The following is a 26,602-nucleotide window of genomic DNA, read 5'->3' on the forward strand; positions in this document are numbered from 1 at the left end:
GTTTTTCGCGCAAGACAGTATGTCCCGATGCGTCGCATCCAACAACATGAAACCAGCGCTTACCGAGGTCGATACCCAGTGTAGTCGCGTTCATGGCTACCTCCATTTGAGCAATGTACCACTACGATAGAAGAAGCGGGTGGAACAATACCATTAGTCGCTGACGCACTGTTTGACGGTCGGTGCCTGCGGTCCCTGACGATCGTCGACAACTACACGCGTGAATGTCTGGCCATCGATGTCGACTCTACGCTGCGAGGCGAAGACGTGGTGGCGGCGCTGGACCGGATTACTGTGAGCCGCGCACTAGCGCGCTACATCAAGGCCGACAATGGCAGCGAATTCATCTGTAAAGCGCTCGACAGGTGGGCGTACGAGAGGGGCGTCAAGAATCGACTTCTCACGTCCCAGCAAGCCAACCGATAACGCGCAGAACGAGTCGTTCAACGGGCGTTTCGGAGAGGAATGCCTGAACGCGCATGGGTTCTTGTCGCTCGAGGACGCCAGGCGCAAAATCGAGGCCTGGCGCGAATACTATAATGAGGCGCGTCCCCGCTGGGCACTGAAGTGGATGACGCCCGCCGAATTCGCCCGCCAGCGCAAGTCCCGGGCCGATTCGGCCCACCCCGAAGAGCCGGAAATTTCCACTTTAGAACAGCCCTGATTGGGGGGCCTCAATTTTGCGCGCACCCCGTTATCCGTGGCGCGAATCGTGTCGATGGCATCGAGTACGTCGGCGGACGCTGGTGCCACACACAGCTTCATGATCGCCAGGAAAGCCGGCATATACTGGTGCAACGTCGCATAATGGTCGCCGATTTTATGCTGAAAGTCGAACGCCTAAGGCTGTGCCAGTTGCTCGGCTTTGTCGGCGCCTCGAGTGAAGGCTTCTCAAGATATGACCGATTCGACCGGCTTGGACGCGTCAGCGCTCCGGGATTGGAGATGTGCATGACCGGCACAGGAACATTAAAGTGTCATATCCTATGCAGCGGTACAGTTTAGCCTATGTGCGTATCGTCTCACCGTGTGTGCCAAGCGTAGCGTAACCATGAGGAGCGGAAAATGAAAACAAGCGCCGTTCAGAATTACACAGTGCGTCAATCCTCGCGCCGGTCGAGTAGGCAGCCGTCCGAGACGGAGGACGAGTCAACGCCGGCATTTGGCCTAGCGCCGGTTCAAGCCGCGTTGGCTAGGCTTTCGTCTGCTTCGCAAGTGAGCCATGGTGGTGCACGGATTCCGTATCAACAATTGGCAGAGGTCTTTCAAGAGGGAGATATTGTCTATGGTCTGGATGCGCCGAGAAAGCGTGCACTGGATACGTTAAAGCAAGCAGGGTTTAGTAACCCAGATCAAGGCAGCGGCAGCACGCAAAAGCGGGACGCGCTGCCACCTAAAAAAATTTTGATTCAAAATGACTTGACAAACGCGGTATGGGATCCACTGGGTAAACCTTATCTTTACCAGTCCGACAAGCGCATCAAAAAGGCGTTAGTCGATGCCCAGCGAGGTATTGCATTCAAGGCATTTTTGTCCCGCCATGCCCGCTACAATGTTGCCAGCGAAGTGACGCCAAGCCAACAACTAACGTTAGAGGCGAGCAAGGCGTTATGGAAGAAAACCAGTAAGGCGGGGCTTGAGTACCAGTTGCTGGTCAGGCAAAAAAATATTCACTTTATTGTGGATGGCATTGATGAAGATGAAAACCTCAGTGCGGTAGCAGGCAAGACGGGGCATGGGACCAGTATTACATCCAGTGAACTGAGATGGCTGTATCGGCATCAAAAAACTGAGCAGGTCAAGCAACATGTGCGGTTTTGGAAGGAGGATAGAGAAGTCCCGCATGATGAGATCTTCAGCCCGAAAAAATGGCGGTTTGGACTCGATAAGGAGCATACGTACCGGCCCAAGCAAAGTTACTGGCATGCTAGCTGGTTGACCAGTGCCCGCCCGCCCAGGCCGAAGTGAACCGTCACCGATCCGTTTTTGTTGGAATCGGTGAAGTCAAGGGTGAGAGAATGTTGGTAGGCCGACCTCATTACGGGGTAATCGTATCTTTCGTGAAATTTATGGTGGTTTGATTATAAAATCTTTATAGAACAATAGCTTAAGAGTCCTCCAGTTGCGCGAAAGCCGCGAAGCTGCCGAGACTTACTGCGAGCGCCTCGCCAAGTCATTAATGTCAGATTCCGAGCGATTCAAACGATTATCTTGCGGAGGGATACGCACTTTACTGCCCCCACGGCGGCACTCCGCCGCGATGACAGATACCGACCTCTCGACCCGGCCTTCGGCACATTCTCGCTGACCTTGCGCGCGTCGGATGGACGAAAACGGTCAGCCAATGTTGCCATCGAACCCTTCCCTTTGGGTGTCCACTCGCGGCCAACGACGTTTGGAGCTTTTTCTCCGTGACTTCGTCATGGTTTGTCTCGACAGAACTGAATGTCGGCGATCGAACACCGGCTTTGTCACATTGTGTTGTGGATGAGCTCGGGCCAGCTAGCTGGCTAGACAAAATCGCTTTATCACGCTCACTGTTTTCCAGCGACGATCATCCGCTGCGCGGTTCGATGGTACGGGCGCTTCAACCTGAGCCAGCGCGACATCGAAAGGGACGACCCGTCAGTTGTGATTTCGCAGTGGTGGCCGTGACAAATGGGACTGGTACCCGTTGCGTTTGATGGCTTTGTGTTTTTTGAACAGCTTATTGGCTAAATCCGCCTGTTGATCCAAATAAATTTTTAAAGGAGGATGTGTACCGCGATCTTGTTAAGAGGAGCAAAGCCATGACGGCGTTTGATGGTGCATTTGAGAAGACGGTGGCCCGAGAAGGAGGCTACTCCAATCACCCTGATGATAGCGGCGGCGAGACGTCCTATGGCATTACTGAGGCAGTGGCACGAGCAGAAGGGTATTTGGGTCCGATGGCCTTGCTGCCCTTAGCAACCGCCAAAGCCATCTATCGGCGTCGCTATTGGGAGCAGCTACATCTGGAGGACGTTGCTACGCTATCGGTGCCGATTGCGCTTGAATTATTTGATACCGGTGTCAATATGGGCACGCAGGTGGCAGCGCAGTTTTTACAGCGTGTGCTCAATGTGTTCAATCGTCGGCAGGTCGATTACCCCGATATGATGGTGGATGGTTTGATAGGTCTCAAAACGATCGCAGCGCTCAAAGCTTTTCTGGACAAACGCAAAGAGCCAGGGCAAGTGGCGCTTCTCAAGGCACTCAATAGCCTACAAGGGGCGCGTTACATTGAGCTGGCGGAGAAACGAGAGAAAGACGAGGCATTCGTATTTGGCTGGGTAATGAACCGACTATGAAAGGCACTTCCTGATCCAAGCTATTTATTTCAAAAATAGATACAATGCATCGCAAAATTCGATGATTTTTTCATTGTTGTGCGTGTCACCAACGTATCCGTGATGACGCCATGGTCGCACTTAATTGAGCGATGTCAAGTGCATTGTTTCATGGCGGCTTGCTTTTAAAGCAGGGCAGCTGTGCCTGTATTGCTAACTCTTTCAATGATGGCGGTTCAAGTCATGATTTGTTTGGGCGTTAAGATAAATACGGTATATAGTGTTTTTGCCCTTTTCAGCCCATCTAGCGTTCCGGCTGCATGAGCGCATGAGGCGGGTTTAGCACGCAGGCAGGGACAGAAATTTTTGATATAGCAGTCGACGTGCCTTAGGTGGGGAACACAGCTGCCGCGGGTCAGGAGGAGTGCAATGCAGCACTTGTTGAGATGGATCGCACCCTATGGTGTTCTATTCATTGCGGGGATTGCCTTGGGTTGGGGCATGAGCTCGGTCATCGCTGGCAGACAGCTGGCTGAAGAACAAGCTGCGCGAGCCCGGGATCATGAGCAGCATGCCGAACAAATGAAAGCGATTTCAGACGCAGCCTTGGCCGCGCAACAGAAAGCGACCGCTATGAGCGAGACCCAAGCCCGACGGATCGAAACGCTGGATGCACAACTGAGTCAGGAGCGCCAAGCCCATGAAAATGAAAATCAACGTCTGCGCGATGCTCTTGCTGCTGGTACTGAGCGGCTGCGTGTCGCCGTCGTCAACTGTTCAACCCGTAGCCGTGACGTGTCCGGCTTTGCCGCCGCCACCGGAATGGGCAATGGTTCCCCCACCTACGCAGACCTCGACCCAACGGTTGCAGAACGCATTTTCCGGGTCGCTGACGACGACCAACGAGAAATAGATAAGCTCAAGGCCTTGCAAGCTTACGTGTGCACGGTGCGACCTGAAACCGCAGAGTGTCCCGTGACCGGGCTTCAGTCGGCGGTCCCATGACAAAATGTCTTAAGCGACTACTCACCAAAGGAGGTATCAACGCATGTCTGTGGTGTAAATTCAAGCGTACGGTGTCAGGCAACCACTTAAGCGAAATACGTTGCTTGCCCAAATGGCCAGCCCAAACAATGTCCATGCGATACAGTTGTAAGCATAGCATACACGGTCCGACTAACTAGATGCCGGATGCGCGAACATATAGCAGAGGTAAAGCATGACGTGGTGGTTTGAACTATTGCGTGTGCCATCCGTGTTCAGTCCAAGGACCTGGACACAGGATGACCTAACCCTGGTGAGTGGGGTAGTGTGCGGTGCATTGATATTTTTGCTGCATAGTCGTGAGCCGTCGTGGCCGCGCAAGATAGCATATTTTGGCGTATCAGTGATTGGAGGACTTTCGGTGACTTCGTCAGTGCAGCAATACGTGGGGCTACCGGAATGGCCTGCAGCGTTTCTGTCTACGGCGGCGATCGTGACGCTGGCCAATGCACTGCTGGATTGGTCGGAGAAAATGGTGCCGGAACTGCTGACTCAGTTGACCTACCGGATCATTGGGAGTGCGCCTGTCAATGACACTAAGAATAGCGAGTTAGAAAAATGATAAAAGCGGCAATAGTGTACTTCAATGCCTACAGCGTATGGGACTTGTTGCTGCTGTGGATGAATGGGGTATTGGCAAGTGCGATTTTTCTGATTCTGTTGTTTGCCTTTAGTGCCCCAGTACCCCGGCGCAGTCCGTTGAATTGGTATGAACGAGCGATACGATTTTGGTTGGTCGCGGTATATGGCATTTTGGCGGTACGTGTATGTGCAGGATGGTATTCCACACCGGTGGAACCGACGCATGTGGCGGTCAATGCCTTGGTACTGGGTTTTGTGATAATGGCGCGTGGAGATGTTGGCGTGATCACCGAGGCGTTGCGTCAGACGCGCAAGGCACGCCGGAAGGTATTGAGCGAGCGTAAGCAGCCATAGCGGACGCTTTCTTTAATTCAACATAATCGATGAGCGCAGATTTTGCGGTTTCATGCGGTTGGTTGAATTGTCCAATTATGAGCCTATCCGATTTCTTGTGTGTGAGGCATAAACTATTGGCAAAGGAGCCGACATGCCTCACAAGCGAAAAGAAGAATTGACGATTGAGCCCGGTCGCGGGCTGAACCTGGACCCGGAGCTGATCAAGCAGCTGGTGCCCGGCACGCTGGAGCGCGCGACGCTCAACGAGCAGCTTGCCGCGCTCAAGAAAGCGATCTTCGAACGGGCCTTGGGCGCAGAGCTGATGCATCACCTGGGCTACGAGAAAGGTCAAGCCAAGCTCCAGGAGAGCCAGAACCATCGCAACGGCAGTAGCCGCAAGCGGATCACGACCGACGATGACATGCTGGAATTGAGTATTGCGCGCGATCGCAACGGGACATTCGACCCGGTGCTCATCGCCAAAGGCGAGCGGCGTTTTACCGGATTCGACGACAAGATCATCGCGATGTATGCACGCGGTATGACCATGCGCGAAATCCAGGGTTTTTTGCAGCAGATGTACGGCATCGAAGTATCGCCTGACTTTATCAGCACGGTCACGGACGCCGTCATTGACGAGGTACGCGAGTGGCAGCAACGGCCCCTTGAAGCGATGTATCCAGTCGTATTCTTTGATGCTCTGCGCGTAAAGGTGCGCGACGAAGGGACGGTGAAGAATAAGGCGATTTACCTCGCCCTTGGCGTGCGCCGCGACGGCACACGCGATGTGCTCGGGCTTTGGATCGAGCACACTGAGGGTGCCAAGTTCTGGCTGCGCGTGGTCAACGACCTGAAGCTGCGCGGTGTGCAGGACATCCTGATCGCCATGGTTGACGGCCTGAAGGGCTTTGCCGAGGCGATTAACACTGTGTTCCCCGAGACGACAGTGCAAACCTGCATCGTTCATTTAATTCGCAATTCGCTGGACTTTGCGAGTTGGAAAGACCGCAAACAGCTCGCCGCCGAACTTAAAGAAGTGTATCGGGCGCCGTCGGCCGAAGCCGCGGCGCTGGCGCTCGAAGCGTTCGACGCCGGCCCGTGGGGGTGCAAGTATCCGCCGATCGCCGCCCTGTGGCGGCGTGCGTAGGAGCAGGTCATTCCCTTCTTTGCCTTTGCGCCGGACATTCGCAAGATCATTTACACAACGAATCCGATTGAGTCGTTGCACATGCAGCTGCGCAAGATCATCAAGGCATGCGGCCACTTCCCAAGCGACGAAGCCGCGCTCAAGCTGGTCTGGCTGGCGCTGCGCAATGTCATTGCCAAATGGACCGGTTCCCGACATGATTGGAAAAGCGCAATGACGCAGTTCGCGCTGCTCTACCTCGAGCGCTTCAATATCGGACTGTGAGTTTTAACCCGCCTCACACACAGAATTCCGGATACGTCCATTTCAGGCAGGCCATAATTGTAGTTCGCTTCGAATAAACGGCGTCCGCGAGGTGTCGGTGTTGACTTCTCTGTCCGCCAGACTCGAATGTAGCCGGCTCGTCGCATCGTTCGCGTACCATCGTTCGCGTACACCAGCAGCATGCACTGTGACGCGTGCTTCTCAAACTACGGATGCTCGCTGCCATCAATCTGAATCAGCTTGCCCAGACACGCGCGCCGTGCCCGCGGCTTTGCATCAGTCGGATAGGCGTGGCTAGTCGCCAGGGCAGCAGAGCTTAGTAATTTCAGTTCTATAACCATCGACGGCTGCACCAGACGCTGAAGACAAAAACCTCGGCTGCGGCATCCGCGTTAGCCACTTAACCTATGCAGGTTTGGGCTGGACCATTACATCCGAAGCTGAGTTCTGGCTAAGCTGCTCAACAAGCGCTGGCGGCTCTACCACGAAACACGGCTGCCAAGCGTCTGTCGTTACCCAACCTTCTGCGATGATTCGTCGAGCCTAGTCGGAGTCCGACAGTATCGACTTATGGCTCACTGCCTGAGTGATTACAAAATTCCGCCTCGGGTTACCCGCATTGTGGGCCGTTTCGTTGCCGGCGGAAACACTTGCCACGAACCGTCGTCGTGACTGAAAAAGAACACAATTTGCATACCTGTCGGCCTTGAGGCTTCTATGCACACGTAGCGCCGTTGGGTGGAATTCATGCGACTGAAGCGTGCAATGCGGATGGGCGTCTCAGGCGTGGGTGAGAACCATTTGTCAACAAGTAACCGCAACGACATTCCGGCGTTATTCATGATCTCCAGTTCTACTGAACGCTTGTTGCATCATCGCTTTACGGTTTACTGCAAACTCCTGGTGAATCCGTCTTAAGCCAGCATCTGTAGACGGGCGGGCGCCGCGTCCATCTTGAAGTCGATGGACACAGACACTCGATGGTAGACCGTGTCGAAAAACATGCTACTTCAGCATAAGAAATAGCACGGTGTCCAATGCTCGCATGTAGCTATTTTGTTCCTTATGATTCCCCGGTGAAGGCGAGATTTGCTTTACATAGCGGCTTCGAAGATTGCGATGACCTGGGCGAGGGTTGCTTTGCGAGGATTCGTCAGCATGCATGCGTCTTTCTGCGCATTGCTAGCCATAACTTCATGATCGTGTGCTTTCACGCCCAGGCCCGACGGGATACCGATGGACGCGGACAAGTTCCGGATCGCCGTTATAGCAGCCCGCGCAGCGTCGACTGTACTGAGCCCGGCGGTATTCACGCCGAGCAGCGCAGCGATGGTGGCGAAGCGCTCGGGCACGGCGATCAGGTTGAACTCGCACACGTGCGGTAACAGGATCGCATTGCAGACTCCATGCGGCAAGTTGTAAAACCCGCCGAGTTGATGCGCCATCGCATGCACATAGCCGAGCGACGCATTGTTGAACGCCATGCCGGCGAGGTACTGCGCGTAGCACATCGCGGCACGTGCCTCCATGGATTCGCCGTTCGCGACTGCCTTCGACAGCCAGGTGCCGATCAGCGCAATCGCCTTTTCGGCACACGCGTCGGTAATCGGCGTGGCTGCGGTGGACACGTATGCTTCTACTGCGTGAGTCAACGCGTCCATGCCGGTCGCAGCGGTCAATGCCGGCGGCATCGCCACCATTAGGCGCGGATCATCGATCGCGATGAGCGGGGTACAGCGCCAATCGACGATGGCCATTTTGACGTGGTTGCTCGAGTTGGTGATGATGCAGAATCGCGTCATCTCCGCAGCGGTGCCGGCCGTTGTGTTGATAGAAATCAACGGCGTCATGGGCACCGTTGATTTGTCGATACCTTCGTAGTCGCGAATATGTCCGCCGCCGGCGGTGACCAGCCCGATGCCTTTTGCGCAGTCGTGCGATGAACCGCCACCCAGCGAGACGATGAAGTCACAACCTTCTCGCTCGAACAGCTTGACGCCGTCGTGGACGTTGATGTCGGTAGGATTGGGCTCGGCACCCGGAAAGGTCACGGCTTGAAGCCCAGCCTCACGGATGTAGCCTGCGATGATCTCGGAGATCCCCATTTTATGTAGGCCGGCATCCGTCACGATGAGCGCCTTTTTCGCGCCGAGTGACTTGGCTCGGGAACCGGTTTCGCGTGTACAACCCGGTCCGATGAGGGTCACGCAGGGAATGAAAAAGCTGTCGGTACGATCAGCGATGTTTAGGTAGCTCATTGCGTCTCCGAGTTTTGGAGGCTTACCGTCTTGCGGCCAAAGGGTTGACGCATGAACCGTACCAGCGTTCGAGAGAACGATTTTTCAAGCGCTTTTCTTGGGACGTGCCATGTGCATTGTTGTCATTCGAAGCAATGTGTTGCGTTATGGAGCAGTCTAATCCCTGGCTCGCGCTGAGCATGAAACAATGGCCTCGGGGTACGGCACGATGCGGATGACGCCGCCTGCCACTGGGCATGCTATTTGGAGAATCTCGCGTACGCGGCCGGCGAGGCTGTAGTACATGGCATCACCATCGTCATCGAGCCGATCAATCTGCGTGACATGTCAGGATAGTTGCTGAATCGGCAAAGCGATGCCGAAACGGCACGTCGGAGGGTCTGTGTGAGGTGCGGTAAGGAGGTCCGCGTTGGTTGCGTGACGGAGGGTAGGCAACTCGGCAATTGGCTGCATGACTTGCGGTGAGCGGGGCGGCGCCGCCTACCGTCTAACTACGTGCGCGGCCCGGTGCCGTTTGCCGCGGCCGGCTTGACCACTACCGTGCAGGTCGTGCCGGCGGACAGGATCAAGCCGTCGGGCACCTGATCGATATGGATGCGTACTGGAACACGCTGCGCGAGACGGACCCAGTTGAAGGTTGGATTGACGTCGGCAAGCAGTTCGCGGCTCATCGGGTTGTCGCGGTCGGCGATGCCGCGCGAGATCCCTTCGACATGGCCCTTCAATACCGCGCCGCTCATCAGTCGCATCTCGGCCGGGTCGCCGATCTTGAGCAGCGGGATCTTGGTTTCCTCGAAATAACCGTAGACCCAGAACGAGTGGCTGTCGACGAGTGCCAGCTTAGGCTGTCCGGCGATTGCGTAATCGCCGCGATAGGCGTTCAGGTTTGTCACGTAGCCGTCCACTGGCGCGACCACGGTCGTGCGCTCCAGGTTCAGCTTTGCCGCGGCGAGTTGCGCGAGCGCCTGTTCATATTGGGCTTGGGCGCTGGCAGCCTGAATCACGGCATTTTCGCGGTTCTCCTTTGATACAACCAGCGCGTCCAGATCCCGGCGTCGTGCGGCATCGTCACGGCGCATCTGCAGATCCGCCTTGCGTGCCGCGACCAGCGCCTCGGCTTGCTGGACGGCGATGCGGTAATGGTCCGGATCGATGCGCATCAGGACGTCGCCGCGATGCACGAACTGATTGTCCCGCACCGGGAACTCGACAATCTGCCCCGATACGTCCGGCGCGATGTTGATGATCTGCGCCCTGACGCGTCCGTCGCGGGTCCAGGGTGAATCCATGTAGTGGACCCACAACGCGCGACCGAGCAACACGGCAACGGCGAAGATTGCGATAGTCGCAAAGAAGCTGAGGATATGGCGAAGTTTCATGTCCGACTCTTTGGGTTCAACGATAAACGGCGAGCCCGAGCAGGCAGATGATACAGGTGAGCAAGCTCGCGCGAGCGAGCGGTGGGTGCCAGAACAAACGATATATGCCAAAGTAGGCTAATACGCGATCGAGCGCCCACGTCAACGCGGTGCCGGCCAGCGTGGTGAGCAGGACCATGGGAACGTAGGCGTCGAACAATGCGATGTCACGCGGCATGGGGGGGATCTCGTCGGTGAGGGCTATGCTGGCCGGGTGTGAGCCCGCTAAGTGGAGACTGGGCATCGAGCAGAGCGGTCCGGATGAAATGCAAATAGCTCAAAGTACGTTGCAACCTGTGCCGGTCATCGCGCGACCCAGCGACGCTGCGCAGCATGACCAGCGCCGCGTCGATACTGGCTGCGGTCGCCTCGCGTGCGTCGACGAGCCGTCGATGGCTGGGTGCGGAGAACAAACCGGCCAGTGTGTTCAGCATGTGTTGCGCGGCCTGCCGCCACGGCATGTTGGCCGAATAGCGGGGTTCGGCGGGGAGTCGGTCGAGTTCCATGCGTAATTCGATCACAGCATGACCGACCTCGAGCACGGTAAAGGTCCACGATAGCATTCGCATTTGCAGGTCCGGACGATCCGCGGTGACTGCATTGGCTTGGTGCAGCAGGTCACGCGTGCCGCTTTCCAAGTATTGACGGGCCCGGCTCAGTCGAGTGGCGCACGCGTCCACGACCTGGTGTAGCAGGGCCCGCTGCAGTTGCTTATGCAGCCACGGACTGGCCGGTGGCAGCAGTACGGCACTGACTAGCGCGACGACGAGCATCGCGGCAATCAGCGCGATGGCATCGTTCATGTACGACGAAGGATCGTAGCGCACGACGTTGTCGGGGCCGGCCAGGAAGCAGAAGAATACGCAATAGCCCATGCCGAACGCGGCCCAGCCCGCACGCGTGGACATCAGTACGCCGAACATCAGCAAGGGGGTAAGGGTGGCGCACAGCAACGCGTAACCGTTCAGGTGCGGGAAGATGCCGAACACCACGATGAAACCGGCGAACACCGCGACCATCGTACCCATCGCCATCTGCGCGGCGCCCTTGGCGGGCTGCGGCATTGACGCGACCAGCGCGCTCGTGGCGGCCGCGTTCAACACCGCTATGCCGCCGCTTTGCCAGGCGGTCTCAATCCAGAATGCGGCGAACAACAGCATCACAATGGCCGCCCGCACGCCGGCTACGCCCGCCGCCACGGTATGGGTGCGCGGGATGTAGCGTTGTGCATCGTACTCACGCTCATGAAGGTCCGTGCTCAGCGACGCGTACGTGAGCGCGTACGCGTGCATCTCTTCGACGAATCGGTACAGCAATTCGGCTGCGGTGTCGAAGTCCAGCAGCGCGATGCCTTCACGCTGTTCGAGCTGCGCTCGGGTATCCCGTATGCGGCGCGGCAAGGCCTGCTTGAACGCCTGCAGCTGTGTCGCCACGTGCTGTGCATCCTCCGCGTTGCACACCGGTGCGCCGCTTTTCTTCAGCAGTAGCGGCGCGACTTCGCGAAAATACGGTTCGATTGCCTCGACGATTTGAACCTGGCCGCCAGCACGGATCCGGTTCATCAACTGGTGTAGCGCATGAAAGCGTGTCGATGCTTTCATGAACTCGGTGTTCAGCCGCGACAGCCGGCCACTGCGCATTCGGCTGTGCGGATCTTCGAACACCGCGAAGCTGCGCATCGCTTCTAACCCGACGACATCGGCGGCAAAACGCGCGTTGGTGCGTTCGGCACGAGAGCGGTCAATTCGGCCCCCCAGCGTATCCGATACAAATTCGACGAACGCGAGGTATCGCGCCCGGACCGTGGAGCGAATCGCGTCGGCGGTGTGCTGGGGCAGTACCAGCGCGCTGACCGCACCAGCACACAGGATGCCCAGCGTAACCTCCGTGACCCTTGTCACGGCCGCCATGAACGCACCATCCGCATGCTGGGCGGCCGGAATGCCCACCAGCGCGGCGGTATAGCCGGCGAGCACGAACCCGTACGAGCGGAAGTTACGGTTACGCGCCGCGCCAAAGGTGCAAATGCCCACCCAGATCGATACGGACAGCAAAAACAGCTCGCGCTGTTGCGCAAACAGCGAAACCAGCGCAATCGTCACGACTGAGCCGACCACGGTCCCTACGATCCGGTAAAAGCTTTTGGCGAGCACCATTCCGCTTTGCGGCTGCATGACAATGAATACGGTTGTCATCGCGGTACGCGGTTGCGGCAAGTCCAGCTTCATGGCCACGCCTAGCGCAAGCAACGCGGCGCCGACGGTCTTAAATATATAAATCCATACCCGGCCGTCGGTGCGTAACCAGTCGCGCATCGTGTCGCGCCATGCGGGCGATGACGTCAACCGGGCCAGCACGGATGTCGCGCTGCTCATTGCGATGCCTGCCGGGCGACGGCCTTGGGCACGCGTGGATCCTTGTCGGACGGGCCGTCGCTCGGACCGACCAGTCCGCCACCCAGCGCGGCCGTCAGCGACGCGCGGGCCGCCAGCTTCGACGCGTGGATAATTTCGGCGTCCTGTTGTGCCTGCAACAATTGGGTTTGCGCGCTCAATACCGACAGGTAGTCGGTCAAGCCGCGCCGAAAGCCGGTGGAGGCCAGATCGTAGCTGCGCTGGGCGACGGCGACCGCGCGCTGCACCGCATCCTGCTGGACATCGAGCGATTTCAACGTGACGATCTGGTCCGCGATGTCCTTCAATGCGTCAACCAGCGTCTGATTGTATTGATCGACGGCCAGGTCATAGCCGGCGCTGGCGGCATTCAGCTGAGCGCGCAGCCGCCCGCCGTTGAAGATCGGCAGTGAGACTGCCGGTCCCACCGTGGCAGCATGCGCTTGGGACAACAGAAAGGCTAACGGTCCGCCGCCGACGAACATGCCGCCGACCGAGGCCAGCAGATTGACGTTCGGACAGAAGGCAGTCCTGGCGACGTCGATACCCGCGGCGTTGGCGGCCACGCGCCAACGCGCGGCGACCACGTCGGGCCGATGACCGAGCAACTCGGCAGGCAAGTTCGATGGCAGGCTCACCGGCGTCTGGAGCGAGAGCGTCGGACGTTGCAGCGCGGCGCCTGCTCCCGGGCCTTTGCCGGCCAGTGCGGCAAGCTGGTTGCGGATGAGTGCGATCTGCTCGTCGAATGCCGCGATTTGGCATTCGCGTTGGGGCAGCGGAGCTTGCGCCTGCGTAAGTTCCAATTGGGTACCGATACCGCCTTGCAGCCGCCGTTGCGCAATGTCAGCAATCGACTGCTCGTGCGCCAGCGTCTGCGCGGCGATGTCCCGTTGCGCGAACGCGAGTGATAGCTTGATGTAGGCGCGTACGATGTTGGCTTCGAGCTCGAGTTGCGCGGCCCGGGCATCGACCGCTTGCATGCGCGCCGTATCGAGTGCACGCTCGGCGGCCTTTTTATCACGCCTCCACAGATCTAGGTTGTACGATAACGACAGTCCAATCGTGTTATTCCACTTATTGGCGTTGGCCAGCGGCCCAGGACCGTAAAACACGTTGTCGGGCCAGTGCTGCCGCGTCATCGACAGATTACCGTTGAGTTGAGGCGCGAGATCGGCCCGCGTAACGTCGGCCATTGCCTGCGCCTGCCTTACGCGATCTCGGGCCATTGCCAAGCTGGGCGAGCCGGTCAGCGCATCGGTGATCCACTGATCGAGCTGCGGATCGCGGTACATTCTCCACCATTGCTCGTTCGGCCACTGTGCATTGACGCTTGCTGCACGCACGGCCTGGGACACATCGAGCTGGCCGGCGTCAACCGGCTTGGCGCGAGGCGCGATGCCATGGGTACTCGCACAGCCCGCAATAATCAAGTAGCTTGCAAAAATTACGGGAGTCAGCGTGATGAAACGTCGGACGGATCGCACGGCTATCTCGAAACACCCCGAAATGACTGGTCATTAAAATTATATTTTTGAAGTATTTTCTGAATAAGCGATCACTTTGAGATAGTTCCTTACCAAAAAAGCAATAATAGCTCTTGCAAAATGTGCAACAATGCTTCGAACCGTCCAGGAAGTTCGTTATGGATACGCTGCAAAACATGAAGGTGTTTGTCCGCGTTGTGGAGGCTAAGAGCTTCACGGCTGCGGCGCAGCAAATGAATACGACGACGGCGTACGCATCGCGGGCCATATCGGATCTGGAGGCGCACCTGCGCACCCGCTTGCTGAACCGTACGACGCGGCGCATCGCGCTCACGGAGGCGGGGGAGCGATACTTGCAACGGTGCGAGCAGATCCTCGCCTACGTCGATCAGGCCGAAGCCGAAGCCGCCGACGCGCACGCACGACCCTCGGGCCGGCTCAGAATCCATGCGACCACCAGTTTCGGCCAGTATTACGTGGTGCCTGCCGTCACGCGTTATCAGGAGCGTTATCCGTCTGTGGCGGTCGATCTGACGCTGTCGCAGCACGTGCCGGATCTGCTCGATGAAGGCTACGATGTCACGCTGCAGGTCAGCACGAACGAACTGCCCGATTCCGGATTGGTATCGCAGCGGCTTGGCGACTCGTACAGTGTGCTATGCGCCTCTCCGGCCTATTTGGAAAAGCATGGCACGCCCCGCAGCGTCCGGGATCTGGCCGGCCATACCTGCCTGCGCATCGTGACATCGATCTTTCCCGGTGATCATTGGCGCTTCGACGGGCCGGACGGCATTGAGACGATCGAGTTGCCGGCGCCGACGTTCCAGGTCAATGTGGCGGACGCGCTCGCGGTGGCACTGCGCGAGGGAATGGGCATTGGCGCGCTGCTCACGCCTTCGGCGTTGCCGGCGCTGCGCAATGGCACGCTGGTGCGCGTGTTGCCAGACCACAAGATGCAAAAGATGACGATTTACGCGATGTATGCGTCGCGGCAATATCTGGACGCGAAGATCCGGACCTGGGTCGAATTCCTGCGCGAGCATATTTCGAAGGCACTTGCGGCTGACGAGGCCGCGTTGCAGACCTTCGGGGTGCGCTAGTCATGGACCGCAGCGCAGCACTTTTCCGGGATTGAATACATTGCCGGGATCGAGCGCCGCCTTTAACGCACGCATCAATTCGAGTTCCACGGAAGACTTGTAGCGTGCCATGTCGTCGATCTTCAACTGCCCGACGCCGTGCTCGGCGCTGATCGTGCCGTGGTGCGCATGGACGCTATCGTAGACAATCCGGTTCACGCTCGCCTGATGTTTCACCAGAAAGGCCCGCGGATCCATCCCCGCGGGCGCCTGTACATTGTAGTGCAGGTTGCCATCGCCTAGATGCCCGAAGGTGACCATCCGCGCGCCGGGCACGGCTGCGGCGATCGCCGCGTCGGTGGTGTCGATGAATTCGCCGATGCGCGAGCTTGGTACCGCGATGTCGTGCTTGATATTGAGCCCTTCGGTTGCTTGCGCGAGCGGGATGTGCTCGCGCAGCGCCCACATTGCGTTCGACTGCGCCAGGCTTTGCGCCACGAGCGCATCGTCGACGATACCGCGCTCGAATGCACGCTCCATCAATCTCTCGATGAGCTTGCTTGCGTGCGCGTCGCTTTCGCCGTCGGATAACTCGAGCAACACGGTCTGTGCATGCGGGGCGGCGAACGGGTATCGCTGCGAGGGGAAATGGTGGGTGACCAGCCGCAGGCAGAAGTCGGACATTAACTCGAATCCGGTTAGCAGCGCGCCGGCAGTGTCGCGGGCCAGCGCCAAAAGTTGTAGCGCGGCGTGCGGCGATGCAACGCCGGCCAGCGCGGTGAGGCGCGCGGCCGGTTGCGGATAGAGTTTCATCACGGCTGCCGTGATGATGCCTAGCGTGCCTTCGGCACCGATGAAAATATCGCGTAAGTCGTATCCGGTGTTGTCTTTGCGCAGCCCGCGCAAGCCGTTCCAGACCTCGCCCTTCGCGGTCACGACTTCCAAGCCCAGGCACAGTTCGCGCGCGTTGCCGTAGCGCAGCACTGCGGTGCCGCCGGCGTTCGTCGCCAGGTTGCCGCCCAACGTGCAACTGCCTTCGGCCGCCAGGCTGAGCGGGAATAAGCGGCCGGCGTCCGCCGCGCGGGCCTGCACATCGGCGAGGATGCACCCGGCTTCTGCGGTGATCGTGTCGTTGATCGGGTCCACCGCGCGCACGCGGTCCAGTCGGCGCAGGCTGAGCACCGCCTGCCGTCCGCTGGTGTCCGGCGTGGCACCGCCGGCTAGCCCGGTGTTGCCGCCTTGCGGCACCAGCGCGACCCCGAATTCGGTGGCCAATCGTACCAGCATGGCGACTTCTGCCGTGCTTGCCGGACGTAGCACCGCGCAGGCGCGGCCGACGTACCGGCGTCGCCAATCTGTCATGTAGGGCGACATGTCGTGCGGCTCATCCAATACCTGGTCTGCGCCGATGGCGTGCTGGCAAGCTTGCAGGAAGGCGGGCAGTGCGGCGGTGTCGTGACGCGTCATCGGTGTTCGGCCGAGGCGTCAGAGGCAGCGGTGGCGTGCCGGGCAGTGCGCTTGAATGGCGCGAGATAACCGAGCACGCTGACGAAGTAGACGAGGGCGAGCACGGCCTCGATCCAGCCTAGGCGCGCACTGGCGCCCGCATCACTGATTGCGCGCACGATTCCCTCCGCGAAATAGGCCAGAATCAGCATGGCCGACCATTGCATTGTGTACAACCTGGCGCGCAGCAGCCCGGGCACGACCAGCAGTAGCGGCAACGCTTTGAGGGCCAGCGCTGAGCCGCCGGGATGCAACGGCGCGAGCCAGATTTCCCAGTTCACGGCCAACACCACCAGTGCGAGCAGCGTGGCGATCGCGATCATCAACAGCCGGTGCAACCGCTGCGCGGTCCGTAGCGCTAGATTGCTGGGCTGCTGGTTCATTGCCCGCCTGCCAGCGCGAGCGCAGCGCGGGCGAGCCGCGCGCCGAGTGCGTGCGCCAACGTCTTCTCCTCCGACGACAGCGGAGCCGGATCGTTGCCGCCACTGACTCCGGCGACGTGAGAGGCGCCGTACGGCGTGCCGCCGCTCGTCGTGCTCATCAGTGCGGATTCGGTATAGGGTAGCCCGACGATCAGCATACCGTGATGCAACAATGGCAGCATCATAGACAGCAGTGTGGATTCCTGGCCGCCGTGCAGGCTGCCGGTGGACGTGAAGACGCTGGCGGGCTTGCCCGCTAGCGCGCCGCTAAGCCATTGCGGCGTCGTGCCGTCCAGGAAGTACTTCAGCGCCGCAGCCATATTGCCAAAGCGCGTCGGCGAGCCCAGCGCGAGTCCAGCGCACTCAGCTAGATCGCGCAATTCCGCGTACGGTGGGCCATCGTCGGGGATATCCGGCCTGGTGGCTTCGCAGACCGTAGAGACAGGCGGCACGGTGCGCAGGCGTGCCTGTGCGCCGGGTACGCTGTCCACGCCGCGGCTGATGGCTCGCGCGAGTTCCCGGGTGGCGCCGTTGCGGCTGTAGTAGAGAACGAGTATGTCTTTCATGACCTGTGCGGTGAGCCGTTATTATAGAAGACGTAAGGAGGGTTGAACTTGACGAAATTTGATATCGATCTGGATGCGCTGAAGCGGCTCGTGCGCTTTGTCGCGACCCGCAGCGCCGAGGACCGTATCCCGCAGGTGGCGGGTAGTCTCACGTTCACGACCGTACTGTCGCTGGTGCCGCTGGTGACGGTGGCCTTCGCGTTGTTCACCGCGTTTCCGATCTTTGCGTCATTCCAACAGTCGCTGCAGGGCTTCCTGGCCGACCATCTCATGCCGGCGCAGATTAACAGCCAGATCTTCAAATATCTGAACCAGTTCGCGGAAAAGGCGAAAGGGCTGACGACGGTCGGGATGATTACCCTCGTGGTTACGTCGGTCATGACGATGATGATCGTCGAATCGGCGTTTAACATGATCTGGCGCGTACGTAAGTCGCGGCCGCTTGCGCAGCGCATCCTGGTGTATTGGGCAGTGATCACGCTGGGGCCGCTGCTGATCGGCGTGAGCCTATCGGTGTCGTCCTACCTGCTCACGCACTCGATGCTTGCCAACACGGTTGCCAACGTGGCCGGCGTAGCCAGCGCGGCATCGGGCGCCGCATCGCGCGCGATGCCGACGTTCGTCGAATGGGCGCTGATCGGCGCGGTGCTGCCGCTGTCGGTACTGGCGTTCACGCTATCTTATGTCTATTTACCGAACTGCCGCGTGGCGTGGCGCGACGCGCTCGTTGGCGGGCTGTGTGCGGCGATTGCGTTTGAGTTCGCCAAACGAGGTTTCGGGTTCTATATTCGGCGTATTCCGACCTATACGGCCGTGTATGGCGCATTTGCGACGATCCCGATTTTTCTGCTTTGGGTCTATCTAAGTTGGCTGATCACGCTGTTCGGCGCGATGTTGACGTCCGCGTTGCCAGAAATCCGGCTCGGGCACTTTCATCGCGTCGATTACGCAGGCAGCGACTTGCTCGATGCGCTGGAGTTGCTCGCGTGGCTCAACGATGCCCGCGATGCGGGCCGTGCCGGCTACACGCTGCATGAACTCGCACGGTTGCAGCGCTGCGGGTTGCAGTCGGCTGCACGACTGCTAGACAAGCTCGAGGCGATCGACTGGGTCGCCCGGATACAGCGCGAGCACGACCCAGACCGCTATGTGCTTCTAGTGAATCCGCGGCACGCTAGCCTGCGCCAACTCTATCAATTGTTCGTCATTGATCACAACGAGTTCACTTATCAGCTCAATCTCGACACCGCGCACGTCGATGGCCCGACGCTGCTCGCTGCGCTCGACCATGGTGGCCTGGATGTGTCGCTCGCTGCGTTGTTGGCCGCGCGCCGTCGTCGCGGCGCCCAATCCGAGCGGGCCAACAGCGCACGCCCGTCGTCGGTGGCGGCTGTGTAGCCGGATCGCCGTGCGCCAATGTCATGTGGCCAAACGAAGCTTGTCTCGATGCCGAAGCGGCGCGGCGTGTAGTGCAGCAAGTTGTGCGAGCCACCCTACAGCGCGCTGGACGCGACGATGCGTGAGTCGGCAACCATCCGATGGCCAAGTGTAGCATCGCTTGACCGCTGGCCGTGCCGATCGCGCCGACGCCGTCCTCCAGCGCGGCGACACGTTCCTCGAAGACGGCCCCTGTCGGATTGAAGCGGCGTGAATACACATGCCCCACGTGCTCCATGTTGAACAGCAAAGTGCTGACATGGCGGGTCTTCTGTCAAGGGGCTGGATCGGGCCGGTGTGCCGGACAGGCCGCGTGCGTGCCCGACGCGGTGTGCCGGTATCGTTGGCGCGGCGGCGTGGGCCGCGCCGCGCCATGCTTTCCTTTTACCCGTCTTTCGGCTAGGATCGGTGCACGAAGCTGCGCCGTGCAAGGAGGAGGCCATGCGAGTCAGCGATATCTTGAAGGTCAAGGGCAATGTGCTCTACACCGTCACTCCCGACACGCCGTTGCGTGAAGCGGTTCAAACCATGGCCGAGCATGATATCGGCTCGCTGGTTGTCATCGAATTTGGTGATCTGGTCGGCATGCTGACGTTCCGCGAGATCATTTTGACATTGCGCGACCACGGCGGCTCGGTCGAGGCCGTGACGATCCGCAAGGTGATGGACGATCATCCGCTCACTTGTACGCCGGAAACGGATGTCAACGAGGTGCGGCGCATGATGCTCGCGCGTCACGCGCGCTATTTGCCGGTGATGGAAAAACGCACGTTGATGGGCGTGATCTCGTTCTATGACGTGGCCAAGGCGGTGGTCGAGGAGCAGGGGTTTGAGAACCGGATGCTCAAAGCCTATATTCGCGACTGGCCGGAGGATGAAGGGGCACGCGAGGCGCGCTGAAGCTGTGGCGGAGCCAGCGTACGGCCAGTGGCAAGGATGTCGCGGGCGACGGCGAAACTGAAGGAAGCCCGACGCGAAGCGCTGGCCTGACGCACAGGAAGGAGGCGAGGCGGTGCGTCGGGCAAGGCAGCCCAAAAGGCCAAGGCCCGAAACTTGCACGGAGCGATGCGGCGTATAGCTGACAGGCATAAGCGTGAAGCCGAGGGCATCCATGTACGGGAGACCCACACGGCTGCCGAAGTGCTACTGGCGTCGAATGGCGCTGGGAGAGTTGTACAGACGTCAGCCGAGGCCATGGTAGGTGCGGTATGACCGAAGGGCCGAACATGAAGCACCGCGATTAGGACGGTGAGGCTCAATGTGAGCCGAAGAAGCGCAAGCCCGTGGGAATGGGGCCATGAGGCAGGAACTGGGGGAACTTCGGGGATGGCGCGCTTGGTGCAGCGCGCCGGCGCATCGGCCCATGGCAAGACGCGGCTCGCATTGGTCTGCGCGGTAATCGCGTTGGCCGGACGCGTTGCCGCCTTGTTTGTACCGGCCATGCCAGTGCCGCAACCTGCACTGTAGATCAATTGGAATCTGGTGTTCGAGACCCGTCGCGTTGCGAGGGCGACGGGGCAGGAGGGGCGCGCTTTGCCGAGGCGGACATGCCCAGAGCGCTGTGGCACGGTCAGCCGGCTCGCCTTGTTGGTGGGCGAGTCGCTGTTTCGGGCGCAGGTCATGCCTGAGCGGCTGCAGCAGGCTGTCATGCAATTGCATGGCGCGCTCAAGTCAACCCCACCCACGGCGCGCGCCGTGACAGCGCTGGCATAATGTTGGTTTGAGCAATTTCCGGGCAATCAGCATGTCGGGCAACACTTTCGGTACGCTTTTCACGGTGACGACTTTCGGGGAGTCGCACGGTCCGGCCATCGGCTGCGTGATCGATGGCTGCCCGCCAAAATTGGCACTGACTGAGGCGGATATACAGGTAGAGCTCGATCGCCGCAAGCCAGGCACGTCGCGCCACGTGACACAACGCCAGGAGGAAGACCGGGTCGAGATCCTGTCGGGCGTGTTCGACGGCGTGACGACCGGCACGCCGATCGCGTTGCTAATCCGCAATACGGACCAGCGCAGCAAAGATTACGGCAACATCGTGGAAACTTTCCGGCCTGGCCATGCGGACTACACATACTGGCAAAAATATGGTGTGCGCGATTACCGTGGAGGCGGGCGCGCGTCCGCGCGGCTGACTGCGCCGAATGTCGCGGCAGGGGCCGTGGCGAAGAAGTGGCTGCGGGAGCGCTTCGGCATCCAGGTGCGCGGCTACATGAGCGCGTTGGGCGAAATCGACATCCCGTTCGTGGATTGGGCACACGTAGCCAGCAATCCTTTTTTCGCACCGAATGCGCAAATCGTGCCGCAACTTGAGGCCTACATGGATGCGTTGCGCAAGGACGGCGACTCGATCGGCGCCCGGATCTCGGTGATCGCCTCCGGCGTGCCGCTCGGGTGGGGCGCGCCATTGTTCGACAAGCTGGATGCAGACATCGCCTATGCGATGATGGGGATCAACGCGGTGAAGGGCGTGGAGATTGGCGCCGGATTCGACAGCGTGCGCCAGCGCGGCTCGCTGCATGGTGACGAGTTGACGCCCGCTGGTTTCGCGGGCAACAATGCCGGCGGCGTGCTCGGCGGCATTTCGACTGGGCAGGACATCGTCGTGTCGATCGCGATTAAGCCAACCTCGAGCATCCGCACGCCGCGCCGCTCAATCGACAAGGCCGGCGAGCCCGCGATGGTCGAGACGTTCGGGCGCCATGATCCGTGTGTCGGGGTCCGAGCGACACCCATTGCTGAAGCGATGCTTGCACTGGTGCTGATGGACCATGCGCTGCGTCACCGCGCACAATGCGCGGAGGTCAAGACGTCGACGCCGGCGATCGCCGCGCGCGCCCCGGGCGCGTGATTTCGCAGTGCGCCCCGGTGGGCGGGTAGGCGACGGCGCCGTGTCGCGCGCCGCTGCATGGCGTCACATGTTCGGGTAGTTTGGGCCGCCGCCGCCCTCGGGCGTGACCCACACGATATTTTGCGTCGGATCTTTGATGTCGCAGCTCTTGCAGTGCACGCAGTTCTGCGCGTTGATCACCAGCCGCTCGCCGCCCTCTTCGTCGCGTACAAACTCGTACACCGCCGCCGGACAGTAGCGGCTCTCCGGGCCCGCGTACTCATGCAGGTTGATGCGCACCGGCACGCTCGCGTTCTTGAGCGTCAGGTGCGCCGGCTGGTTTTCCTCGTGATTCGTGTTCGAGATGAACACCGACGAGAGCCGGTCGAACGTGAGCTTGCCGTCCGGCTTCGGGTACGCGATCGGTTGGCACTGCGACGCCGGCTTGAGCCGCTCGTGATCCGCATGCCGGTGATGCAGCGTCCACGGCACGCGCCCGCCCAGCAGCTTTTGCTCGATGAACACCATCGGCGAGCCCACGTATAGCCCCTTGCTCATCCACTGCTTGAAGTTGCGCGCCCGGTATAGTTCCTCATGTAGCCATGAGCGCTTGAACGCCTGCGGGTACGCGAGCAACTCGTCGTGCCCACGGCCTGCCTGCAACGCCTCGAACGCCGCCTCCGCGGCCAGCATCCCGGTCTTGATCGCCCCATGGCTGCCCTTGATGCGCGAAGCGTTCAGAAATCCCGCCTCGTCCCCCACCAGCGCCCCGCCCGCAAACGTGAGCTTGGGCAGCGACATCAGCCCGCCCGCGGTGATCGCGCGCGCCCCGTACGACACCCGTTTGCCCCCTTCCAGGAATGCGCGGATCGTCGGATGCGTCTTGTAGCGCTGGAACTCCTCGAACGGTGACAGGTACGGGTTCTCATAGCCCAACCCCACCACGAACCCCACCGCCACCTGCCGGTTATCCAGGTGGTACAGGAACGAGCCACCGTAGGTCTTCGCATCCAGCGGCCAGCCCGCCGTGTGGATCACCAGCCCCGGCTTGTGCCGCGCCGGCTCTACCTCCCACAGCTCCTTGATGCCAATGCCGTACACCTGCGGATCCACCCCCTCGCGCAGCCCAAAGCGCTCCTGCAGCTGCCGCCCTAGGTGCCCGCGCGCGCCCTCGCAAAACAGCGTGTACCTCGCGTGCAGCGCCATGCCCAGTTGGAAGTGCTCCGTGGGCTGGCCATCCTTGCCTACCCCCAGGTTGCCGGTGGCCACCCCGCGCACCGCGCCGCGCTCATCGTACAGCACCTCGGCCGCGGCAAAGCCCGGGAAGATCTCCACCCCCAGCGCCTCGGCCTGCTGGCCCAGCCAGCGCGTCACATTGCCTAGGCTCACCACGTAGTTGCCGTGGTTCTTGAAACTCTCTGGCAACGCCCAGTTCGGCGTCTTCAGCGCCCCCGTGCGGCTCAGAAACAGGAACCGGTCTTCTACCACGGGCACCGTCAGCGGCGCACCTCGCTCACGCCATTGCGGAATCAACTCGTTGAGCGCGCGCGGGTCCATCACCGCTCCCGACAAGATGTGCGCGCCAATCTCCGAGCCCTTCTCCAGCACGCACACCGCCAACTCCACCCCTTGCTCCGCCGCCCGCTGCTTGAGCCGGATCGCCGCTGACAGCCCCGCCGGACCACCGCCCACCACCACCACGTCGTACTCCATCGACTCGCGTGGCCCGTATTGCTCAATCCAGCTTTGCGGGGTCATTGACGTCCTCTCCGTTAGAATGCGTTTTAGTCGGGTGCTATTGTCCGGGAAGCGACCGGTGGCCGCAACCGAAGGACAGTGAATTAGCACGATCGTTCTATTTGATGGTAACGTATCGCGCATTGTGTGATACGGTCTGTTCTCTCCACCTGAAAAGGAATTCCAATGGGTCGTTCGATCAATCTTGAAGGCAAGGTCGCGCTGATCACCGGTGCGTCGAGCGGTCTGGGCAAGCGTTTCGCGCAGGTGCTGTCGGGCGCGGGCGCGAAAGTGGTGCTGGCGAGCCGCCGCACCGAGCGTCTCAAGGAGCTACGCGCCGAGATCGAGGCGTCGGGAGGCGCGGCGCATGTGGTCGCGTTGGACGTGACCGATTATGGCAGCATCAAGGCCGCGGTCGCGCACGCCGAAACCGAAGCGGGCACAATCGATATCCTGGTGAACAATTCCGGCGTATCGACGACGCAGAAGTTGGCCGATGTGACACCGGCCGACTTCGAATATGTGTTTGGCATCAACACGCGCGGCGCATTTTTCGTCGCGCAAGAGGTCGCCAAGCGCATGATCATGCGGGGCAATGGTGCAGTGGATGCGAAGCCATGCTATCGGATCATCAACATTGCATCGGTTGCCGGCCTGCGCGCGTTGCCGCAAATCGGATTATACGCAATGAGCAAGGCCGCCGTCGTGCATATGACCAAAACAATGGCGCTCGAGTGGGGACGTCATGGCATCAATGTCAACGCGATCTGCCCCGGCTACATCGATACTGAGTTCAGCCACCATCACGGGTCCACGGAGCACGAACAGAAACTGCTCGCGATGCTGCCGCGTAAGCGGGCCGGCACGCCGGAGGACCTGGACGGGTTGTTGTTGCTGCTCGCAGCCGATGAGTCACAATTCATCAACGGTTCGGTGATGGCCGCTGACGACGGATTGGGGTTGGTCTGATGTCTTCTGACGTGTATCGCCACGTGTTCGAGATGGTGTTGCCGATCCGCTGGGGGGATATGGACGCGTTTCAACACGTGAACAACGTTGTCTATTTCCGCTATATGGAACAGGTGCGGGTCTCATGGTTCGAGGCGTTACGCTTGCCTGTGCCAGATGAGAACGGGTGTGGTCCGGTGATCGTCAGCGCGCACATGAATTTTTTGCGCCAGCTGCGCTATCCAGGCGACGTACATGGCACGATGCGGGTCGGCAAGCCGGGACGTAGCAGCGTGGACTCGCGCTTCGAGCTGACGCGCACCGACGCGCCCGGTGAACTCATCGCGCAAGGGGGCGCAAAGATCGTTTGGGTCGATTATGACGCGGGTAAGTCGGTGCCGTTGCCCAAGGCGCTGCTCGCAGCGCTCGAGTAGCCATGCTGGGGAGGCGGGCCCCGCATGCTCCCTGTGTACACGGGATGCGCACCACTCGGCCGGTTTCCGGTCCGGGGAGCAATGGGCAATCCGCCCGGGGCGTGCTCAGCCGGCAACCGCTGGACCGGTTCAGTCGCGTTGCCGGTGCCGTACTTCGCATTAGTCTCGTACTTGCGCACTAGTCTAGTTGGGCGCGATAGATAGCGACGGTGCGCGAGCTAATGTCCAGTACGCGGCCGATTTCCTTGCTGGTCTTGTCTGAGTGCCCCATTGCGCGACGTCAGTTCAATGTCCACGCGGCGCGTCGCGCTCAAGTCTTCGAATGTCCAGACGCCGGCGCCATGTGGCGCCAGCCGGTCCAGCGAGCGGCCGGTCACATGGCGCCAGTACAGCTCGCCCGTCACACGCTTCATGATCCTGTCATCCGCATAGCGGCCCTGGTTTGTCATGATCGGCGGGATGCGCTCATCAATCACGTACGCTGGCATGACGCGGCGAGCGTCACGGCCGTCACGCACGGTACCGCCGACGGTTCCGCGCGGTGCGGCGCTTATATACTTTGTACTTTGGCGTATTGTGCTGCAACATCCGCTCAGCGTAACCTTTGCGTACCCAATTGGGCGTCGTGCCGCGACCGTGGCACCGGACCCGGCGTAGCACCCGCGCCGAAGCGGGATATCCATAGAGGAGGGACAGCAATATGAACAAGCTTTATTCGAGCGCCCAGGCAGCGCTGACGGACATCGTCAAGGACGGCCAGACGTTTGCGGTCGGCGGTTTCGGTTTGTGCGGGATCCCCGAGGCGCTCATCGCCGCGCTGCGCGATTCGGGCGTCAAGGGCATCACCTGTATCAGCAACAATGCGGGTGTGGATGGGTTCGGACTGGGCCTGCTGCTCGAAACGCGACAGATCAAGAAGATGATCTCGTCGTACGTGGGCGAGAACAAAGAGTTCGAGCGCCAATACCTGGCCGGCGAATTGGAACTGGAGTTCACGCCGCAAGGCACGCTAGCCGAGAAGTTGCGTGCTGGTGGCGCCGGCATTCCGGCCTTCTTCACCCATACCGGTTACGGCACGGTGATCGCCGAAGGCAAAGAGACGCGGCAGTTCGACGACGACCACTATGTGCTCGAGCGCTCATTGACCGCCGATATCGCGCTCGTCAAGGCCTGGAGGGCCGACAAGGCCGGCAATCTGCTCTATCGCCGTACCGCGCGTAACTTCAATCCGATGTGTGCCATGGCGGGCCGGATCACGATTGCCGAAGTCGAAGAGATTGTCGAGACTGGCGAGCTTGAGCCGGATGCGATTCATACGCCTGGCATCTTCGTGCAACGGTTGGTGCTCAATGCCCACCCGGAAAAGCGCATCGAACAACGCGTCTTGCGCCAGAAATAAGCGCGCAAAG

At 60.1% G+C, this 26,602-nt stretch carries 23 protein-coding genes and 5 pseudogenes; 17 read left to right on the top strand and 11 right to left on the bottom strand.

Features of this window, described 5'->3' with window-relative positions:
* Positions 1-144: 144 nt before the first annotated feature.
* The 7 genes and pseudogenes from KQH60_RS05265 to KQH60_RS05295 all read left to right on the top strand — a co-directional run.
* Positions 145-664, top strand: a pseudogene (locus KQH60_RS05265) (integrase core domain-containing protein); the annotation flags it as partial.
* Between the two features lie 401 nt (positions 665-1,065).
* A complete protein-coding gene (locus tag KQH60_RS05270) occupies positions 1,066-1,968 on the top strand; it encodes a hypothetical protein (protein WP_237575503.1) in 903 nt (300 codons plus the stop codon).
* A gap of 821 nt (positions 1,969-2,789) precedes the next feature.
* Positions 2,790-3,329: a glycoside hydrolase family 108 protein gene (locus KQH60_RS05275; RefSeq protein WP_237575504.1), complete on the top strand. Its 540-nt coding sequence runs from the start codon at positions 2,790-2,792 to the stop codon at positions 3,327-3,329.
* Positions 3,330-3,737: 408 nt separating this feature from the next.
* Entirely contained in the window at positions 3,738-4,313 is a 576-nt protein-coding gene (locus tag KQH60_RS05280; protein WP_237575505.1) for a lysis system i-spanin subunit Rz, read from the top strand.
* A 214-nt stretch (positions 4,314-4,527) separates the two neighbouring features.
* Complete coding sequence (locus tag KQH60_RS05285; protein WP_237575506.1) at positions 4,528-4,914, top strand: putative holin; 387 nt, start codon at positions 4,528-4,530, stop codon at positions 4,912-4,914.
* Positions 4,911-5,288, top strand: coding sequence for a hypothetical protein (locus tag KQH60_RS05290; protein WP_237575507.1), 378 nt, complete (start codon positions 4,911-4,913; stop codon positions 5,286-5,288). The genes KQH60_RS05285 and KQH60_RS05290 overlap by 4 nt, the downstream gene beginning before the upstream one ends.
* 133 nt (positions 5,289-5,421) lie before the next feature.
* Positions 5,422-6,681 (top strand): annotated as a pseudogene (locus tag KQH60_RS05295) (IS256 family transposase).
* Positions 6,682-7,775: 1,094 nt separating this feature from the next.
* On the opposite strand, the gene KQH60_RS05305 reads toward KQH60_RS05295, so the two are convergent.
* Positions 7,776-8,939, bottom strand: a complete 1,164-nt coding sequence (locus KQH60_RS05305; protein ID WP_237575509.1) for an iron-containing alcohol dehydrogenase — start codon at positions 8,937-8,939, stop codon at positions 7,776-7,778.
* A 213-nt stretch (positions 8,940-9,152) separates the two neighbouring features.
* On the opposite strand from KQH60_RS05305, the pseudogene KQH60_RS05310 reads away from it, so the two are divergent.
* Positions 9,153-9,272: pseudogene (locus tag KQH60_RS05310) on the top strand (hydroxypyruvate isomerase); the annotation flags it as partial.
* A 158-nt stretch (positions 9,273-9,430) separates the two neighbouring features.
* Here KQH60_RS05310 and KQH60_RS05315 read toward each other — a convergent pair.
* From KQH60_RS05315 to KQH60_RS05330, 4 genes are read right to left on the bottom strand one after another with little or no spacing between them, the layout of a single operon-like run.
* Positions 9,431-10,318: an HlyD family secretion protein gene (locus KQH60_RS05315; RefSeq protein ID WP_237575510.1), complete on the bottom strand. Its 888-nt coding sequence runs from the start codon at positions 10,316-10,318 to the stop codon at positions 9,431-9,433.
* Positions 10,319-10,334: 16 nt separating this feature from the next.
* Positions 10,335-10,535 (bottom strand): DUF1656 domain-containing protein, encoded by a 201-nt coding sequence (locus KQH60_RS05320; RefSeq protein ID WP_237575511.1) that lies wholly within the window; start codon positions 10,533-10,535, stop codon positions 10,335-10,337.
* On the bottom strand, positions 10,525-12,732 hold the full coding sequence (locus KQH60_RS05325) for an FUSC family protein (protein WP_237575512.1): 2,208 nt from the start codon (positions 12,730-12,732) through the stop codon (positions 10,525-10,527). Before KQH60_RS05325 ends, KQH60_RS05320 begins: the two co-directional genes overlap by 11 nt.
* Positions 12,729-14,234, bottom strand: coding sequence for an efflux transporter outer membrane subunit (locus KQH60_RS05330; protein ID WP_237575513.1), 1,506 nt, complete (start codon positions 14,232-14,234; stop codon positions 12,729-12,731). The genes KQH60_RS05325 and KQH60_RS05330 overlap by 4 nt, the downstream gene beginning before the upstream one ends.
* 158 nt (positions 14,235-14,392) lie before the next feature.
* Here KQH60_RS05330 and KQH60_RS05335 point away from each other — a divergent pair, with 158 nt between their 5' ends.
* Positions 14,393-15,334, top strand: coding sequence for a LysR family transcriptional regulator (locus KQH60_RS05335; RefSeq protein WP_237575514.1), 942 nt, complete (start codon positions 14,393-14,395; stop codon positions 15,332-15,334).
* Here KQH60_RS05335 and KQH60_RS05340 read toward each other — a convergent pair whose 3' ends face one another.
* Genes KQH60_RS05340 through wrbA form a run of 3 tightly spaced genes read right to left on the bottom strand, consistent with a single transcriptional unit; the run spans position 15,335 to position 17,807 of the window.
* A complete protein-coding gene (locus KQH60_RS05340) occupies positions 15,335-16,780 on the bottom strand; it encodes an FAD-binding oxidoreductase (protein ID WP_237575515.1) in 1,446 nt (481 codons plus the stop codon). It abuts the gene before it with no gap.
* On the bottom strand, positions 16,777-17,202 hold the full coding sequence (locus KQH60_RS05345; protein ID WP_237575516.1) for a DUF2069 domain-containing protein: 426 nt from the start codon (positions 17,200-17,202) through the stop codon (positions 16,777-16,779). Before KQH60_RS05345 ends, KQH60_RS05340 begins: the two co-directional genes overlap by 4 nt.
* Complete coding sequence (gene wrbA / locus KQH60_RS05350; RefSeq protein WP_237575517.1) at positions 17,199-17,807, bottom strand: NAD(P)H:quinone oxidoreductase; 609 nt, start codon at positions 17,805-17,807, stop codon at positions 17,199-17,201. The genes KQH60_RS05345 and wrbA overlap by 4 nt, the downstream gene beginning before the upstream one ends.
* Positions 17,808-17,855: 48 nt before the next feature.
* Here wrbA and KQH60_RS05355 point away from each other — a divergent pair, with 48 nt between their 5' ends.
* Positions 17,856-19,205 (top strand): YihY family inner membrane protein, encoded by a 1,350-nt coding sequence (locus tag KQH60_RS05355; RefSeq protein ID WP_237575518.1) that lies wholly within the window; start codon positions 17,856-17,858, stop codon positions 19,203-19,205.
* On the opposite strand, the pseudogene KQH60_RS05360 reads toward KQH60_RS05355, so the two are convergent.
* Positions 19,194-19,491 (bottom strand): annotated as a pseudogene (locus KQH60_RS05360) (PLP-dependent transferase); the annotation flags it as partial. The gene KQH60_RS05355 and the pseudogene KQH60_RS05360 sit on opposite strands and share 12 nt — an antisense overlap.
* Before the next feature lie 194 nt (positions 19,492-19,685).
* On the opposite strand from KQH60_RS05360, the gene KQH60_RS05365 reads away from it, so the two are divergent.
* The 4 genes from KQH60_RS05365 (at position 19,686) to aroC (ending at position 22,095) form a co-directional block, all read left to right on the top strand.
* Positions 19,686-20,144 (top strand): CBS domain-containing protein, encoded by a 459-nt coding sequence (locus tag KQH60_RS05365; RefSeq protein WP_237575519.1) that lies wholly within the window; start codon positions 19,686-19,688, stop codon positions 20,142-20,144.
* 426 nt (positions 20,145-20,570) lie between these two features.
* Positions 20,571-20,711, top strand: a complete 141-nt coding sequence (locus tag KQH60_RS05370; protein WP_237575539.1) for a hypothetical protein — start codon at positions 20,571-20,573, stop codon at positions 20,709-20,711.
* Positions 20,712-20,777: 66 nt separating this feature from the next.
* On the top strand, positions 20,778-20,957 hold the full coding sequence (locus KQH60_RS05375) for a hypothetical protein (RefSeq protein WP_237575520.1): 180 nt from the start codon (positions 20,778-20,780) through the stop codon (positions 20,955-20,957).
* Between the two features lie 31 nt (positions 20,958-20,988).
* The gene (gene aroC, locus KQH60_RS05380) at positions 20,989-22,095 is read left to right on the top strand and encodes a chorismate synthase (RefSeq protein ID WP_237575521.1); all 1,107 of its coding nucleotides are present in this window, start codon (positions 20,989-20,991) and stop codon (positions 22,093-22,095) included.
* A gap of 63 nt (positions 22,096-22,158) precedes the next feature.
* On the opposite strand, the gene KQH60_RS05385 is transcribed toward aroC, so the two are convergent.
* Positions 22,159-23,832, bottom strand: coding sequence for an electron transfer flavoprotein-ubiquinone oxidoreductase (locus tag KQH60_RS05385; protein ID WP_237575522.1), 1,674 nt, complete (start codon positions 23,830-23,832; stop codon positions 22,159-22,161).
* A 165-nt stretch (positions 23,833-23,997) separates the two neighbouring features.
* Here KQH60_RS05385 and KQH60_RS05390 point away from each other — a divergent pair, with 165 nt between their 5' ends.
* Positions 23,998-24,780 carry an SDR family oxidoreductase gene (locus KQH60_RS05390; protein WP_237575523.1) on the top strand — a complete coding sequence of 261 codons (783 nt, stop codon included), beginning with the start codon at positions 23,998-24,000 and terminating at the stop codon, positions 24,778-24,780.
* Positions 24,780-25,193, top strand: a complete 414-nt coding sequence (locus tag KQH60_RS05395) for a thioesterase family protein (protein ID WP_237575524.1) — start codon at positions 24,780-24,782, stop codon at positions 25,191-25,193. The genes KQH60_RS05390 and KQH60_RS05395 overlap by 1 nt, the downstream gene beginning before the upstream one ends.
* Before the next feature lie 104 nt (positions 25,194-25,297).
* Here the strand turns inward: KQH60_RS05395 and KQH60_RS15000 are convergent.
* Positions 25,298-25,666: pseudogene (locus KQH60_RS15000) on the bottom strand (helix-turn-helix transcriptional regulator); the annotation flags it as partial.
* A gap of 227 nt (positions 25,667-25,893) precedes the next feature.
* Between KQH60_RS15000 and KQH60_RS05405 the strand changes: the two are divergent.
* Positions 25,894-26,592: a CoA transferase subunit A gene (locus KQH60_RS05405; protein WP_237575526.1), complete on the top strand. Its 699-nt coding sequence runs from the start codon at positions 25,894-25,896 to the stop codon at positions 26,590-26,592.
* The last annotated feature ends 10 nt before the right edge of the window (positions 26,593-26,602 follow it).

Source organism: Mycetohabitans sp. B8, from assembly GCF_021991875.1.
Lineage (GTDB): Bacteria > Pseudomonadota > Gammaproteobacteria > Burkholderiales > Burkholderiaceae > Mycetohabitans.